The 16,240-nt window shown below is 50.2% G+C and carries 15 protein-coding genes; 8 read left to right on the top strand and 7 right to left on the bottom strand.

The features are described 5' to 3' along the window. Positions 1-147: 147 nt before the first annotated feature. The 6 genes from arsJ to ACJJIW_RS17845 form a co-directional block, all read right to left on the bottom strand. On the bottom strand, positions 148-1,395 hold the full coding sequence (arsJ, locus tag ACJJIW_RS17870) for an organoarsenical effux MFS transporter ArsJ (RefSeq protein ID WP_444935952.1): 1,248 nt from the start codon (positions 1,393-1,395) through the stop codon (positions 148-150). 120 nt (positions 1,396-1,515) lie between these two features. Beyond that, a complete protein-coding gene (locus ACJJIW_RS17865) occupies positions 1,516-2,520 on the bottom strand; it encodes an ArsJ-associated glyceraldehyde-3-phosphate dehydrogenase (RefSeq protein ID WP_282932731.1) in 1,005 nt (334 codons plus the stop codon). 84 nt (positions 2,521-2,604) lie between these two features. Further along, complete coding sequence (locus tag ACJJIW_RS17860; protein ID WP_282932732.1) at positions 2,605-2,949, bottom strand: metalloregulator ArsR/SmtB family transcription factor; 345 nt, start codon at positions 2,947-2,949, stop codon at positions 2,605-2,607. Beyond that, the gene (locus ACJJIW_RS17855) at positions 2,946-3,374 is read right to left on the bottom strand and encodes an arsenate reductase ArsC (RefSeq protein ID WP_282932733.1); all 429 of its coding nucleotides are present in this window, start codon (positions 3,372-3,374) and stop codon (positions 2,946-2,948) included. Before ACJJIW_RS17855 ends, ACJJIW_RS17860 begins: the two co-directional genes overlap by 4 nt. 98 nt (positions 3,375-3,472) lie before the next feature. Then, positions 3,473-4,288, bottom strand: a complete 816-nt coding sequence (xthA, locus tag ACJJIW_RS17850) for an exodeoxyribonuclease III (protein WP_413665722.1) — start codon at positions 4,286-4,288, stop codon at positions 3,473-3,475. A gap of 91 nt (positions 4,289-4,379) precedes the next feature. Beyond that, positions 4,380-6,479 carry a carboxy terminal-processing peptidase gene (locus ACJJIW_RS17845; RefSeq protein ID WP_444893825.1) on the bottom strand — a complete coding sequence of 700 codons (2,100 nt, stop codon included), beginning with the start codon at positions 6,477-6,479 and terminating at the stop codon, positions 4,380-4,382. A gap of 454 nt (positions 6,480-6,933) precedes the next feature. Between ACJJIW_RS17845 and ACJJIW_RS17840 the strand changes: the two genes are divergently transcribed. Together ACJJIW_RS17840 and ACJJIW_RS17835 are read left to right on the top strand one after the other, a co-directional pair. Then, positions 6,934-7,566, top strand: a complete 633-nt coding sequence (locus tag ACJJIW_RS17840; RefSeq protein ID WP_444935951.1) for an SDR family NAD(P)-dependent oxidoreductase — start codon at positions 6,934-6,936, stop codon at positions 7,564-7,566. 26 nt (positions 7,567-7,592) lie between these two features. Next, positions 7,593-8,150, top strand: coding sequence for a thioredoxin family protein (locus ACJJIW_RS17835; RefSeq protein WP_444935950.1), 558 nt, complete (start codon positions 7,593-7,595; stop codon positions 8,148-8,150). A 166-nt stretch (positions 8,151-8,316) separates the two neighbouring features. Here the strand turns inward: ACJJIW_RS17835 and ACJJIW_RS17830 are convergent, their stop codons facing one another. Then, complete coding sequence (locus ACJJIW_RS17830) at positions 8,317-8,853, bottom strand: lipocalin family protein (RefSeq protein WP_413665728.1); 537 nt, start codon at positions 8,851-8,853, stop codon at positions 8,317-8,319. Positions 8,854-9,070: 217 nt separating this feature from the next. Between ACJJIW_RS17830 and ACJJIW_RS17825 the strand changes: the two genes are divergently transcribed. The 6 genes from ACJJIW_RS17825 (at position 9,071) to ACJJIW_RS17800 (ending at position 16,237) form a co-directional block, all read left to right on the top strand. After that, a complete protein-coding gene (locus ACJJIW_RS17825) occupies positions 9,071-10,330 on the top strand; it encodes an FAD-dependent oxidoreductase (RefSeq protein WP_444935949.1) in 1,260 nt (419 codons plus the stop codon). A 253-nt stretch (positions 10,331-10,583) separates the two neighbouring features. Beyond that, positions 10,584-11,753, top strand: coding sequence for a Gfo/Idh/MocA family protein (locus tag ACJJIW_RS17820; protein WP_444935948.1), 1,170 nt, complete (start codon positions 10,584-10,586; stop codon positions 11,751-11,753). Between the two features lie 198 nt (positions 11,754-11,951). Beyond that, positions 11,952-13,013: a sugar phosphate isomerase/epimerase family protein gene (locus ACJJIW_RS17815; RefSeq protein WP_444935947.1), complete on the top strand. Its 1,062-nt coding sequence runs from the start codon at positions 11,952-11,954 to the stop codon at positions 13,011-13,013. A 56-nt stretch (positions 13,014-13,069) separates the two neighbouring features. Then, positions 13,070-14,392 carry an MFS transporter gene (locus tag ACJJIW_RS17810; protein WP_444935946.1) on the top strand — a complete coding sequence of 441 codons (1,323 nt, stop codon included), beginning with the start codon at positions 13,070-13,072 and terminating at the stop codon, positions 14,390-14,392. Positions 14,393-14,448: 56 nt separating this feature from the next. After that, entirely contained in the window at positions 14,449-15,456 is a 1,008-nt protein-coding gene (locus tag ACJJIW_RS17805) for a LacI family DNA-binding transcriptional regulator (protein ID WP_444935945.1), read from the top strand. A gap of 70 nt (positions 15,457-15,526) precedes the next feature. Continuing rightward, positions 15,527-16,237, top strand: a complete 711-nt coding sequence (locus tag ACJJIW_RS17800) for a 3-keto-disaccharide hydrolase (protein WP_444935944.1) — start codon at positions 15,527-15,529, stop codon at positions 16,235-16,237. Positions 16,238-16,240 lie beyond the last annotated feature (3 nt).

Below are 16,240 nucleotides of genomic sequence, written 5' to 3'. Positions count from 1 at the left end.
TATATGAGGTATTTGGTCCTTGCTTTGATTCTATTTCAAATGGGGTGCATACCTGAGTCCAAACTGTATCGAATCGCGCAAGTCGAAACAGTCCCTCAGCCTACTTGCCAGCTTGCGCTGGCAAGTAGCACTCATACTGCTATCGGATCAGCTCCTACTTAAGCTGCCAATCTCCGGAGCCCCGGTTTTGTGTCTGGGCAAACCCAGTGAAACCAGTGCGGTTAACAGAAGAAAAGCACTGGAAATAAGTAGGCAAGCCACCAACCCCTGAGTTTGGAATACCCACCCCGAGAGCAGTGTCCCTAGTAATCGCCCAGCGGCATTTGCCATATAGTAGAAGCCCACATCCATAGAGACGCCATCTTCCCGAGCATAAGCAACTATCAAGTAGCTGTGTAAAGATGAATTTACGGCGAAGAGTACAGCAAACATCAAAAGTCCACCCAGTACGGCGAGCTGTGGATCCCCCCCTTTATATAATGCGATTGCGATTAATGCGGGCACTGCAGTGAGCGCTATTGCCCAGAATAGTGCGGTTCGACCATCCGGAGCCTGAGCTGAACGTGCCGTCGTGACCTTTGGGGCCTGGGTTTGCACTATGCCGTATCCGATCACCCAGGATGCCAGGAAGGTACCTACCTGCCAGTGGCTCCAACCGAACTGGCTAGCCAGGAAAATCGGTAGAGCTATAACAAACCAAACATCCCGGGAAGCAAACAAGAGTAAGCGCGCGGCCGACAATATGTTGACTGCGGGACTCTTGGAAAAGATATCTCTAAATCGGCTTTTTGCTTTGGCTTTCCCTAAGTCCCGCTTAAGAAATTTGAGACTCAATATCCAAACTATTCCAAGAGCTAGGGCCATCGATGCAATCGCGCCTTGAAAGCCAAGTGAGGCGAGTAGGGCACCGCCGAGAAAGAAGCCCAAGCCTTTTAGCGCGTTTTTCGAACCGGTAAGAAGGGCGACCCATCGATATAAGGTGCCACTGGCCTGATCGGGCACTAGTAACTTGATTGAGCTCTTCGCACTCATTTTATTCAGGTCTTTGGCGATACCGGAAAGGGCTTGGGCGGCCATAACCAAGGGGACCGAGAGATACTGACTGGGTGCCAGCAGCATGGAAAGAGCAACAACCTGTAAGGCCAGTCCCAAGTTCATGGTCCGGTTGAGTCCAATCCGGGCACCGAGCCAGCCGCCGACAAGATTAGTGACTACGCCAAAGAATTCGTAGAAAAGGAAAAGCAAGGCTATTTGCAAAGGGCTGTAGCCGAGTTCGTGAAAGTGCAGCAGCACCAGCATGCGCAGAGCGCCGTCAGTCAAAGTAAATGCCCAGTAATTGCCTGTTACCAGCAGGTATTGGCGCACTGGCGACGATAAATTGTGAAGAAACTGCATGATCTTGTTCTGTGTACTGCTACTTACTAAAAGTGGGAGGAAAAAATATGAGCTCATGGAGAGGCGTACCCCTCAGGTGCAGTGTGTTCTTTCCTTCCGGCCCCATTGTACTTTGGCTGCTTAGCCCATGGTGCCAATCATTCGAGCCAATTCCGCCGTGCGGTTGGCGTAACCCCATTCATTGTCATACCAGGCGTAAACTTTTACCTGGGTGCCGTTAACGACCATGGTCGATAGAGCATCGATAATGCTCGATCTGGGGTCGGTTTTGTAATCCACGGAGACGAGGGGCCTTTCCTCATAGCCGAGGATATCTTTTAGTTCACCCTCTGCAGCGTCCTTAAATAACTGGTTTACTGCCTCTGGGGTAGTGGCGGTTTCCACTTCGAAAACACAATCGGTAATGGATGCGTTGGCGAGGGGAACACGAACTGCGTGGCCGTTTAGGCGGCCGGACAACTCTGGAAAGATGGTGGCAATAGCTGTAGCTGAACCTGTTGTTGTGGGAATCAGGCTGGCACCACAAGAGCGGGCTCTGCGTAGATCTCCATGGGGTGCGTCGAGGATAGTCTGGGTATTGGTGATATCGTGAATAGTGGTGATTGAACCGTGACGAATACCCAGGTTTTCGTGAATAACTTTTACTACTGGAGCAAGGCAGTTAGTCGTACAGGAAGCGGCGGTAATAATCTGGTGTTTGTCCGGCTGGTAAATATGTTGATTCACTCCAAGGACAATATTCGGAACTCCAGCCTCTTTAACTGGTGCAGAGACCAACACCTTCTTTACCCCTTGATCCAGGTAGGCTTGAAGAAGTTCAGTAGTTTTCATTTTACCGGAGGCCTCTACAACCAGGTCGCAGTTTTTCCAATTGGTATCTGCAATAGCGGTATTGCGGCTACAGGTTATTGTTTTGCCATCAACCTGAATTGTGTCATCAACGGCTTTCGCCTCTCTGTGCCAGCGCCCGTGTACAGAGTCAAAGTTGAGCAGGTGGGCGAGAGTGGCTGCATCACCGGCAGGGTCGTTAACCTGGACAAACTCAACTTCAGGCCAATCCCAAGCAGCGCGCAGTACCAGCCGGCCAATTCGGCCAAATCCATTGATCCCAATTTTGATGGTCATTGTTAATTTTGCTCCGTTTCTGTCAGGCACATATGAAAAATCATATATATCTGGATAGTTTAAATCTTAGGTCGGCAGGCAATATCAGCAGCACAGACTTGTGCGCTCTGGCCGGTCTCCCATTTGAATTAGGTTGTTGAGGTCTTCGGTAATAAAGTGCTGGTTCGCCTGCAAGGTGTCGAACAGTACAGACTTTGCCCAGGCATTTAAGTCAGGGTTGATTCGGTAAAACACCCACTGCCCCTGGCGGCGGTCTTGGAGCAGGTCTGAACTTCTCAGCAAGGCGAGGTGCCTGGAAATTTTCGGCTGGCTCAATTCGAGGGCTGCCGTTAGCTCGCATACGCAAAGCTCTTCCTCGTGAGCAATAAGGAGCAATGTGCGTAGCCGCGTATCATCGGCCAGGCATTTGTAAAACTGTACTGGGTTCATGCCGCTCTTTTTCGTAAATCTGCCTCGGCTTGGGCCAAGACCAGTAGTTTGATGCGAGTGCTCAATTCACGTGCCGTGGTGTAAAAAGGGCAGAAGCAGTGTCGCTTTGTCGGTTCCTTAAAATTCCAGGCAATCATTTTGTCAACTTTTGGGGAGGGTACGTATTCTTCCCGGCTTTTGTCGCAAAGTGTGATGACTAGGTCAAAAGGTTGGTCAGCTACATCTTCTACAGCTTTGGGAATGAGTCCCTCTGTTGAAACCCCCAGTCGCTCCAGTGCTTGCAGAGCGCGTGGGTCCACTGTGTGGACATTGGTTCCGGCGCCAACGGCTTCGTATGAATTGCCTCCAAAATGCCGCAACAGTGCCTCAGCCATCAGTGAGCGGGCAGAGTCCCCGGCGCAAACAAACAGAACACGCCTTTTCATTGGAGGGCTCCATTTGGCTTTTTAACAATTATATATGGAAAACCATATATTCATAGTCTTAAAAATAGCCCACTGAACCAGCGGGCTGTAACCTGTGCTTATAGCTTAAACTCGGCCCATACAGGCGCGTGGTCTGATGGGCGTTCCATAGCTCGAATATCGTAGTCCACGCCAGTCCCGACACATTTTTCCAGAAGAGGGTTGGTGGCTAGAATCAAGTCGATACGCAGGCCGCGTCTGGGCTCGCGATCGAACCCACGGCTGCGGTAGTCGAACCAGCTGAATACATCGTCTGTTTCTGGGTTTTGTGCGCGGAAGGTGTCGGTGAGCCCCCAGCCTTCAATTTTTTGAAGCCACTCGCGTTCTTCTGGAAGGAAGCTGCATTTGCCATCGCGCAGCCAGCGCTTGCGATTGGGTTCACCAATACCAATATCCTGGTCGCTGGGTGAAATATTCATATCGCCGATAACCAATACAGGCGCTTCCGGCTTACACGTGGTTTGCAGGTAGGTATCCAGGTCGGCGTAATACTTTTGCTTTGCCGGAAATTTAACCGGGTGCTCGCGATTTTCACCTTGCGGGAAATAGCCATTAATAACCGTGAGGGGCTCAGGACCGCCGATATCAAACTTGCCGGCAACCATACGGCGCTGGGCGTCGCTGGCATCAGTTGGGAAACCGTATTCGCGATCAATAAAAGGTAGGCGTGAGAGCAGGGCAACGCCGTAGTGTGTTTTTTGGCCAAAATAAATCAGCTCATAGCCCAGGTCTTTTATCGCATCTACTGGAAAATCTTCGTCGGTGACTTTGGTTTCCTGTAGGCCGATGATATCGGGCTGATGGTTGTCTACCAGGGCCTGCATCTGGTGCAGGCGAGTGCGAATACTATTGACGTTAAAGGAAACAACCTTCATCTCTTCCCCCAAAATAAAAAAGGTCGGGCTAGCCCGACCTAAGAGTTAGTTCGCGGACCGGGCGCACGCCGCGCCCAGTGCCTATCAGTATTTAGAAATTGGCAACTTGGGGCGGGGCCTTGCTGGCCTTATCGGCGAGGCCGATAAAGTCCGCCATTATATAGCCCGCTTCATTCAAAATTGGATCTTTTTCCAACTTGATCTCTACAGGACCACCAATGTTAGCCACCTCTTCAGATTCGCTTTCTTCGTATGCCTCAAAGTTCTCGTAGGGTTCAAGGCCTTTAGCTTTGCGGCGACGGTTTTCCATATCCAGCAATCGCTGATTAACGGACTTGCGCTCATTCTCTCTAGTTGATTCGTTGAGAGAGACATACTTCTTGTCAGCCCGCTCAGCGTCGAACTTGAACTGATCGCGCAGGAAAACAAAATCTGGATCTGTTTCCGTGCGCTTGTTGTGCTTGGTAATCAAGTTCGGGATCAGCATCTTCAAGTTGAAATACTTCGCATGAGGCACAGCGTGGATACGGTCCCAGGGCAGGGCAGTATCGTAAGCACTTTCACCGACATTTTCGGCATCAATCAACTGTGGCATATCGATGTCCGGCTTCACACCCGCGTGCTGTGTGCTGTCTCCGGAAACCCGGTAGAACTTGGACTGGGTAATTTTCAACTGGCCTTCCTTCAAGGGAGCCATAGTTTGCACAGTACCCTTACCAAATGATTGGTTACCTACCACCAGGCCGCGGTTGTAATCCTGGATTGCACCGGCAAAAATCTCGGATGCAGAGGCGGATAAGCGATTGATCAATACCATCAGCGGCCCGCGGTACATGGCGCGGGAGCGCGAGCGGTTATGGCGGGAAATCTGCTCATTGGCGTGGCGGATCTGCACAACAGGGCCCTGATCAATAAACAGGTCTGTGAGCATGGTGGCTTCTTGCAGTGAACCACCGCCATTGTTGCGAAGATCCAGGATAATACCGTCAACTTTCTCCTCTTTAAGTTCACTCAGAAGACGGGCAACGTCTCGCGTGGTGCTCTTATAGTTGGGGTCGCGGCGGCGATAGGCATCGAAGTCGATATAGAAGGTCGGCAGGTTAATCACACCGATCTTGTAACTCTTACTGCCGTCAGAGAATTCAAACACTGCCTTCTTGGCCGCCTGATCTTCAAGCTTCACTTTGCTGCGCTTGATCAAGATAGTCTTGTGAGTGCCGTCACCACCAGTGGGGATGGTCTCCAGGCGAACATAGGTACCGGCCTTGCCGCGAATCAAGTCGACAACATCATCCAGGCGCCAGCCCACTACATCGACCATTTCGCCTTCTTTATCCTGGCCAACACCCACGATTTTATCGTTGGGCTTGATCTTGCCGGTGCGGTCGGCTGGACCACCGTGTACCAGGCGAGCAACTTTGGTGTATTCCTCGTCTGCCTGTAGCACAGCACCGATACCCTCCAAGGAGAGGGACATGCTCATATTGAAGTTTTCCAATGAGCGCGGTGACAGGTAATTGCTGTGCGGATCGTAGAGACGAGTCAACGAATTCATATAGAGCTCAAAAACGTCGTCGCTCTTCTGCTGCTCGAGGCGCTTCTTTTGGCCTTTGTAACGGCGCACAAGAAGGTCCTGGATTTCCTCATCGGTCTTACCGGTAAGGCGAAGATTCAGGATGCTGCTCTTTAAGCGCTTGCGCCACAGCTCATCTGCAGCGCTGATCGAGTTGGGCCACTGGCTTTCCTCTCGATCCAGCTCAAGAGTCTCTTCCCGAGAAAAGTCATAGGCGGGCAGGCCTTTCTCTAGTTGGGACAGGATGTTATCTAGCCGATCCCCCATACGCAGGCGGAAACGATTGTAGATACTGAACCCAGCGGTGACATCACCAGCGCGAAGCTGGTCATCCATCTCCGCTTCCCACGCGCGGAATTCGTTGATATCAGAGGCGAGGAAGTAACTTTTAGTGGGGTCGAGTGCATCGATATACTCGTTCCACAAGTTCTCGGACATTTCGTCGCCGATTTTGATTTTGTTGTAGTGCAGCATTTCAAGCTTGCTGACTATCTCTTGTGCAGTACCACCTTGACCCTCTTCGGGGGCTATTCGCTCTGGCTCTGCCAGAACACTTGTGGAAAGAAGGCCAATGACCAAGAAGCCGGAAAAGTAAGCGGCGATCCGATTGGTAAGCATAGGGAGTCTCTTTATACGTCCTACTTCATAGGCGTCCGGCCCTTATGGCTCGGCGACCTATAGCTTAGGACAAGTATAAAGGCTGAAAGCTCCAAAGGGCATGAAATACCTCTAATCAGAGATGGATCTTTTTCTTTAACACTGTATTTAGCAAAATAGCTTTCCTATTGAGTGTGAAATTGAGGCATTTTTTCTCGTTTTGAAGGCTTGAGTATGTATGGTCATCATAACTATTGTGTAACTGCAACTGTAAAAAAGCGTTAAAAACAAGCACTTTGACTAACAGGTCAGAACCACTTTGATGACTTTGAAGGCTTTTAGGGTCATGAAGTTGCACCAGTTACCACTTTATTAATTCGAGTGAGCGCTCCTCGGCTAGAAGTGTTGCTCCAATAATCACTGTGACCGCAAAAATGGTGTTTTGATTTCGGAGCAATAGGCGAATATCGGGCGAGTGCCAGTAGTTGTATCTGCGAGTTGTGTTTTTACCACTTGGTCGGAAACAGTGGAAACAAGGATCTCTCCTATGAAATTTGATCTTTCACGTGAAGAAACCATTCAAAGCGCTGCAAAGGTTGCCGGTGATGTCAATTTGGTTGTCTCCAATACGGGCGTAGTGAAGCTATCGACACCCTTGGACGATGATGTTGTGGGGAGCTTCAAGTATCAGATGGAGGGCAATGTTTACCCACTGATAAACCTGGCCAAAGCGTTTGGCCCTGTTTTGAAATCTAATGGTGGGGGTGTCTTTGTCCAAATGAACTCACTGGCATCCATCAAAAATTTTCTCCCATTTACTGGTTACTCCGGCTCAAAGGCGGCTGCCTATGCAGTAACTCAGGGTTTGAGGGAGGCCTGGGTCGAGCAGGGGACTCAAGTTATCAGTGTTATTGCTGGTCCAATCAAGACGGATATGGCCGACTCCGCAGGCATGGGAGAGGGAGCCCCTCCAGCGAGCATCGTCTTCGATGGCATTATGAAGGCACTAACAACGGGTGATTTTTTTGTTTATCCAGATGAGATGGCTCAAGAGGTCGCAAAAATTTACGCCCCCTATGCCAAGAGCGTACTTGAGATTGAAAGCTAATTTAGAACCCAGGAGAGGATCGGGCAATGTTACTAGATACACCAGTATGTGATTTCGGATGGAAAGCCCCAGACTTTACCCTGAAAGACCCTGACGGCAAGAGCTTTCGCATGTCGGACCATCTGGGAAGCAAGGGGCTGTTGATTGCATTTATCTGCAATCACTGTCCCTATGTTCAGGCGATTGCAAATCGTCTAGCTGAGGATGTGCGAGAGCTACAAGGGCTGGGCATTAATGTTTTGGCTGTTATGTCAAACGATTATCGCGATTACCAGATTGACAACCCTCCTTATATGGCGAAGTTTGCCCGAGACCATGGGTTTACTTTCCCCTATTTGGTTGATGAAGATCAGTCCGTTGGGAGAGCTTACCAGGCGGTATGTACACCAGACTTCTTCGGGCTGAATAAGGATGGAGGGCTCCAATATCGAGGCCGAATCGATGATGCGGGAATGGGAAACCCGGCAGGCCGAACCAGGGAGCTGGTCAATGCAATGAAGTTGATCGCAGAGACTGGGGCAGGGCCGGAAAAGCAGCTGCCAAGTATGGGGTGCTCTATTAAATGGAGTGGTAACTATAACTGATATGGGTTGCTAGCTGACGGGAATACTCTAGCGAACATAAAGTACACAAAAATATAAGAAAATACATTAATATAATGAGTTAACCTATTGATTATAAAGAATTAATGAAAAGTTAATGTGGTTTGTTAAGTGGCGGGTGCCAGAAGTGTGACACCCGCTTTATTATTTACTCAGTCAGCTGGCGGGTCATGATGATGTGGTCAATGTTGTAACCATGCTTTGTAACTGCCAGGTCTAGTAGATAGTCTGTAATAGCTTCATCCAGCTGGGGAGTGCGGCTTAACAGGTAGAGGCTGGAGCGGTCCGGATCACCAACGAGTGACCACTGATAGCCAGGATCTAGCTCTAGTATCCAGTAGTCGCCGGCAGCTTTACCCTCAAAGAAGGTGATAGCAAGTTTACTGTTCGTCTCATCAATGGGGACTCCAGTACCCTGAACACTGATCGGGAACCCATATTTTGGGTGTAAGATTCGACAAAAATTGAAAACGCTGATAGATCCATCATCATTGAGGCCGTAGTCCGCTGTTACCGCAGTACAAGCCGGCTGGAAAATTTGCGGTAGCCGGGCAATCTCATACCACTTGCCGAGATACTGATTCACATCGACATAGGGAACCGTTTCCAGTTCATCATCTGCCAGAACGGCCTGGGTACTGAGTGCAAACAGTACAATCCCTATACCTCTCAATAAACTCTTCATTTCCTCGCTCCTTGTGTTCGCAGTTTTTTAGGCCGCCAGCTTCATAGCTAAGCGACAATCTCTTTACGGGGATATAACTGGAACGGATTAACCAAGTTCTGTGTTTAATCTGAATTTCAAAAAAGTGTCACCTAGGTGAATGAGCTGAGGTCCTAGAAGTTGACAGAAGGCCAGCCTTTGCTAAGTGGTGATAGATAGGATTTGTTTGAGGCTGACCATGGCTAAAACGGTAGACGTAGACGTCCTGGTATTAGGGGGCGGAATTCAAGCGATTTCATTGTTGCGAGAGCTATCAACAGATTATTCTGTGCTGGCAATAGACCAGGGGTTAGACGATGCCGAGTCATTACACTTTCATGGCTATTTCTCCTCAGGCTGGAATGCGGCACACCCAAGTGCGGCAAAAGCTTACTTAAAGGCCGCACAGTTTTGGCGCACACAACTGGAGAGCGATGGTGTTGATAGCCACATAACAGATTTTTATGCCGCGCTTCCCCGAGAATTTTTAGATACTGTCGAGCCCAACTGGATTGCGGCGGGTATTCCAGTGGAAGAGGTGCCGATTCCAGCTCCACTGGTAACAACTAGCTTGCCGTCGCATCAGTGCTATCGATTTGCTGATGACCTTATGTTTGACGGCGCTGAAGCCTATCGACGTTTTAGTGCTCCTGTTAGCGAGAAGTTGGTGAAAGGGAGTATCCGAAAATTCGACAAAGATAGTGGTGGCGTGACTGAGGTCTCTGCCGATATCGGTGGTAGTTCCCACCAAATAAAACCCCAGTTGGTTCTCTCAGCATGCGGGGCGGGCAATGCAGCAATACTCGAAAGTCTTGGAGTGCCAGCTCAAGGTGTGCGGGATAGTCAAGTTGTTCGGCCCCTACATATGTTGCTGGCTAAGGGGGCTAATACCCCTCCAATCTCAGCCTTCCTGATGGACATGGTAGTGGCATATCACCCGCTGGAAAGTGGAGAGGGACTTTGGATACTCACCCTCAATCCAGAGCACCCCAGATTTCGCTCTGGTATGGTTGACATGAGGGTGGCCCCACCCATAGAGAGGGCGTTAATCCGGGATACCCTGGATAGATTGGCAAATTGTATGACCGGGTTTGAGGATTGGGCAGCCGGCTGCCATTGGGGTGTTTACGCAGGTTGGAAAACTGACGCTCCAGGGCCGGATGGGGATGCTCTTGTGCAGTTAAACTATCCGCGTCCATACCACATCCACAGCTTTGATATAGCCAATTTCTTGGCGGTTTGGCCGAATCACTGGGGTCTCGCCGTGGAAGCTGCAAAGGAGGCCGGGAAATGGGTTCGCTCAAAAGCTAGGCCTCGGCATCCCCAATCTGAAGCGACAGGTAGCTTGCTGTCGCTGTCAGTTGGTCATCAAGCTATTTGTAATAAATGGCAAAGCGACGAGCTGAAGTGGCACTCTTGGGCTGAGTTTGTCCAGAAAATGGGCCTGCCAATCAGGTGATTTGCTTAGTATTTCGGCGTCGAGCCATTAGTCTATGAGTCCAATAAGGCGATATTAACAACGTATTTCGCTTGCAAAGACATTTTTTTTCTGTATCTTAAATTGAAATGTAACCGGTTACATTCTGTTTCAAACGGTGGAGTGCTACGAAAACCGCGATTTGGAAACAGCGTGTCCGCTTACAAAACACGGAAATAAAAATAAATAGGCTGTTTATTCAGCTGGTTCTTTGAGTGGCCCGAGGGGATGGGGTTTGGTTAAAAAAATAAGAATGGGCATGGTTGGTGGTGGAGAGGGTGCTTTTATTGGTGCAATCCATCGGATGGCAGCAGCTCTCGACGGTGAGATAGAACTAGTCGCCGGCTGCTTTAGTGGCGATTCCGAACGCAGTCGTAAAACTGGTGAAAAGCTGGGGCTACACCCGGACCGGATTTACCAAAGCTATCAACAGATGTTCCAAGAGGAATCCCGTCGCAGCGCTGATGATCGAGTTGAATTTGTATCTGTAGTAACTCCCAACCATCTCCATTTACCCGTTTCTATTGCTGCGTTGCGGGCGGGATTCCATGTCCTCTCCGACAAGCCAGCCGCCTCCACTTTGGAAGAAACACTTGAGCTTAAAAAGGAAGTGGAGCAAAGCGGGCATCTTTATGGTTTGACCCACACTTATGCTGCTTACCCTCTGGTTATGCAAGCGAGAGCAATCCTGGGCAGGAGAGAGTTGGGGTCTATTCGACGAGTTACTGTTGCCTATCCGCAGGGGTGGCTGGCACTAGCCGGTGATTCCACGGGAAGTAAGCAGGCGAATTGGCGAACAGATCCTGCACGTTCGGGAGAAAGTGGCTGCTTTGCGGATATAGGCACCCATGCTCATCATCTGGTGGAGTTTTTTACTGGCCAGCATATCTCTGAAGTCTGCGCAGACGTGCAAGCGGTAGTTGATGAAAGAGCGTTGGATGATGACGGTGCAGCGCTATTTAAATTAGATCAGGGCGCCCGAGGAACACTTACAGCCAGTCAAGTCTGTGGAGGAGAGGGGAACAACCTGAATATCAGCGTTTACTGTGAAGACGGTTCGCTGTTTTGGGAGCAGGAAGCCCCAAACCAATTGCAAGTAAAGCGCAGGGGGCAGCCTGTGGCGATTTGGAAAGCCGGTGCGGATTGTGAGTATCTGGATGGAGACGTCAGGTCTTTCTGCCGGACACCTCAAGGGCACCCGGAGGGCTATATAGAGGCCTTCGCCAATATCTATCGCGATTTTGCTGGTCAAGTCCGAGGCCGCCGGAAGGGGTTAGTTTCAAAGAACAGTCCTGCCGTTGGCAACATTGATGTAGGTGTTCGCGCGATGGCATTTGTGCGCGGTGTGCTGGAGAGCAGTCGCGCAAAATCCTCATGGGTTTCCCTGGCGCCTTATTGGAAGTGAGTGGCTAGGTCCAACCTCACAGAATTTAGGTATCTCTGGCAGGGTGGGCGTCCGGCAGCTAGTACGGCACAGGGAGGTGCCGGTGTCGGCCTGCGGCCAGTTACCTTTTGAAGAGTTTTCTCAAAAGGTGCAAACCAATCGCTTGGAAAGGGTTGGTTGCAGAATTAATAAGTACAGCAGTAAAAAGGATAACAATAAATGAAGGCACCCAGAATTCAGGGGCCCGGAATTTTTCTCGCCCAGTTTCTCCCATCGAGCGAACAGCCAGCTTCGCTTGAATCTATGGCTCGTTGGGCATCAGACCTGGGGTACAAAGGCATCCAGGTTCCCACTTGGGACAAGCGGATTTTCGATCTTGAGCTGGCCAGTAAAAGCCAAGCTTACTGTGATGATGTACTGGGAATCTGTGAGGAGGCTGGGGTACAGATTTCTGAATTATCTACGCATTTGCAGGGGCAGTTGGTCGCAGCTCACCCAGCCTATAAGGAAATGCTGGATATTTTTTCTCCAGAGGCAGTACGCGGAAACTTGCAAGCCCGTGCAGAGTGGGCGAGCAATCAGTTAGTTCTTGCCGCTCGGGCTAGTGCCAACCTGAAGCTCAAATCCCATGCAACTTTCTCCGGCGCTTTACTCTGGCACACTTTTTATCCATGGCCCCAGCGCCCAGCGATGTTGGTTGAAGAAGGTTTTTGCGAACTGGCCCGTTTGTGGCGTCCGATATTGGATGCGTTTGACAGTGCGGGGGTCGATGTCTGCTATGAACTGCACCCCGGTGAAGACCTGCATGATGGATTGACCTTCGAGCGGTTTCTTTACGAGGTGGAAGATCACCCTAGAGCCAACATCTTGTATGACCCGAGCCATTTGCTTTTACAGCAAATGGATTACCTGGCCTTTATCGATATCTATCACGAGCGAATCAAGGCTTTCCATGTGAAAGATGCGGAGTTTCATCCGAGTGGAAGGGCTGGAGTATACGGCGGTTACGCCCCTTGGATTGACCGCCCCGGTCGCTTTCGCTCCCTGGGGGATGGTCAGGTAGATTTTCGTGGGATTTTTAGCCGACTGACCCAGTACGGTTACGATCGCTGGGCGGTATTGGAATGGGAGTGTTGCATTAAGGATCAACAGCAGGGGGCCAGCGAGGGTGCGCCATTTATTCGAGAGCACCTGATAACCGTGGCTGACAAAGCTTTTGATGATTTTGCCGGTGCTGAAACAGATCGCGCTCGAAATCGTAGGATTTTAGGGCTGGACTAATTTTTGCCAATCCCAGTGAACAACGAATAACAATAAATCATGCGGAGACTGGATAGATGAGTACACAGACAAAGGCTTTGCACAGGAATGTCTTCCTGGTAGGAAATCTGTCAATCTTTATGATTGGTCTTGGGTTTGCTGTGAGGGCTTCGATCGCCGGCAACTTACAGTCGGACATTTATGATCATATTGATCTTGCCAACTCCACCGCAATGGTTGGAGAAGCGCTTGGATTTACCTTTTCAGGGTTTGCCCTAACCCTGCTATTTGGCAGCGCATTGGTGGACTTGGTCGGTATCAAACGGATGTTAATGCTCTCATCAATAGGCTACGTGTTGGGCAGTCTGCTTATTATTGCAGCATCATTAGTAACCCCCGGGGAGGGCGTTGAGAATCTGGTTCTTGCGGGATTGTTACTTACCGGTTTGGGCTGGGGGGCTGTGGAGGCCGCCAGTAACCCAATGGTTGCAGCGGTTGATCCTGAAAATAAAACTCAGCGCCTAAATGTACTACATGCCTGGTGGCCTGCCGGGATTGTGGTGGGCGGATTACTTGGGTTAGCCATTTCTGCGCTTGAACTTCCCTGGCAGTTGAACCTGATTGTTTTGGCCCTACCGGCTGTGGTCATGGCGTGGCTTGTGTCCAGAACAGAATTCCCGGTAACTGAACGGGTTTCCTCTGGCATCAGTTATGGCGAGATGTTTAAAGAAGTTTTCAGGCAGCCGATGTTTATCGTGCTATGGATCTGTATGTGGCTAACCGCTGCAACAGAGCTGGCTCCAGGGCAGTGGGTTGACCTGACGCTCTCTCGAGTAGTCGGTATGAAGGGCATTCTCATTCTGGTTTATGTCAGCATGTTGATGTTTGTAATGCGCCACTTTGCCGGACGGCTGGCCAAAAAACTCTCTCCCATTGGACTCTTGTGGCTCAGTAGTTTACTTGCAGCTGTTGGCCTCTATTGCTTAGGGATGGCGAGAACCCCGGTAACTGCATTCTTAGCGGCAACAGTTTGGGGCATCGGTGTCTGCTATATGTGGCCCACCATGCTCGCTACGGTATCCGAGCGTTTTGTACGCGGTGGCGCACTGTTTTTGGGGTTGCTGGGGTTTGCTGGGGGAATGTCTATTCAGTTCGTACTGCCGAAACTTGGAGAAATTTTCGACAACGCCAAGATTGAGGCTGCCGGTGGTTTGGAAGCCTTTGAAAAGTTAACGGGCGATGAACTGGATGCTGTGTTGGCAACTGCCTCTATCGAATCATTCCAGTCACTGGCCGTGGTTCCCCTTATCTTGCTGCCGATTTTTGCGTTTATCTGGTTTTGGGATCGCAGGCAGGCAGCGAGCAAAGTGCAAGGTGTCACTGCAGTAGGCAACCAGTAGGCGTTTTCCATTTGTGCGAAAATAGTCGACTACTAACAACAAAGTAACGGAAAAGTATGTCAAACATTCGCGAAGTTGCACGTCGCTCCGGTGTTTCCGTCGCGACCGTGTCCAGAGCCCTGAAAGACCCGCAAATGGTTTCTCCACGGACCAGGGAGCGCGTGCTGAAAGCGGTGGAAGAGGCCGGCTATCGGCCCAATATGTTGGCGAGAAACTTTAGTTCCGGTAAGTCATTTGCGGTGATGGTTCTGGTCCCAAATATCGCCAATCCATTTTTTTCCAAAGTTATCCGAGGGATAGAAAAGGCAGCTCAAGACCAGGGTTACTCCGTATTGCTGGGAGATACCAAGGGCGAACCAGCTCACGAGCAGTTCTATGCGGGAATGGCGCTGACGAATCAGGCAGATGGGCTTATTCAACTGGATAGCCGCTATCCATTTGCAGAGAAAGATGCAGCTTTAGCAGCGTCGATTCCAATGGTAAATGCGTGTGAGCGCATTGCTGAAGACGACCGCTATCCGGTTGTTGAACTGGACAATTCCGGCGCAGCGCAAGCCATGGCTCGCCATTTGATCGAGCTGGGTCACCGCCGGATCGGCATAGTGACCGGCCCACTTAATAGTCCGATTGTGCGTGATCGCCTGGCCGGTTTTGAGGAGGAGATGCAACGGCACGGTCTCGAGTTGAATTCTGACCTGGTTGTAAACGGGGAGTTCACTATGCCGTCTGGTGTGGAGGGTGCAAAAAAACTGCTCTCTTTAGCCAGTGCGCCTACCGCCATTTTTTGTATGAATGATGAAATGGCTATTGGTGCTGTTCATCAAGCGAAGGAAATGGGTTTGCAGGTGCCTGCGGATGTATCAGTGGCGGGCTTCGATAATATTGAGTTTTCGCAATTTACGGACCCGCCCCTGACGACAATTGACCAGCCCGCAGAGAAGCTGGGCAGATATGCGATGGAAACCTTGCGTCGCATTATTGACGGAAAACCGTTAAAAGCGAGCCGAACTATTTTGCCCTTTGATTTAGTGGTAAGGGGAAGTACGGCCCGCTATCAGGATTAATAAAGTGCGGATGTAAACCCATCGCGGCAAACTGATTAGATAAACACCAATTCATGTGGAGATAACAACGATGAAAAAATTCACTGGGACAAAATTTTGCACGTCTTTACTGGCCTCTGCAGCACTACTAGTCACACTAGGGGGTTGTGAACGGATGCCGGAAAAATCCGGTATACAAGCGGTTAAGGACTGGAGGCATCTATTCGACGGTAAAACGTTGCAGGGTTGGACCGGTGCCAATGGCTCCCATGTAGGAGAGTCCTGGCAGGTCGTTGATGGCAACCTGGTGCTCACTGCTGGTGGAGCGGGGGATATCGTCACTGCAGATAAGTTTTCTGATTTTGAGCTGGAACTGGAGTGGAAGATATCTGAAGGAGGCAACAGCGGCATTATTTATCGGGTAGCTGGTGGCAATGCACCAGTCTGGATGTCAGGTATGGAATACCAGGTACTTGATAACAGTGCTTTTCCCGAACTGGAAAAACTGAGCCACAGCGCAGGGTCAGTCTTCGACTTGTATGCACCCAGCGAAGATGAGGTAAAGCCGGCAGGAGAATTCAATAAAACGCGTATTCGAGTGGAGAATGGTCGGGTTGAACATTGGCTGAATGGAAGCATGATTGTCAGCTATGAACTTTGGTCTGAAGATTGGGATACACGTCTTGCCAACAGTAAGTTTTCCTCTTACCCCGATTTTGCCCGTAGTGAGAGCGGCTTTATTGCTTTACAAGACCACGGCGACAAAGTGTGGTACCGCAATATCAGAATTCGGGAGCTGTAAATC

The organism is Microbulbifer maximicatervae (SeqCode) (assembly GCF_052467815.1).
Note: the sequence above shows the minus strand (reverse complement) of the source record. Positions and strands in the feature narration are given on the sequence as shown.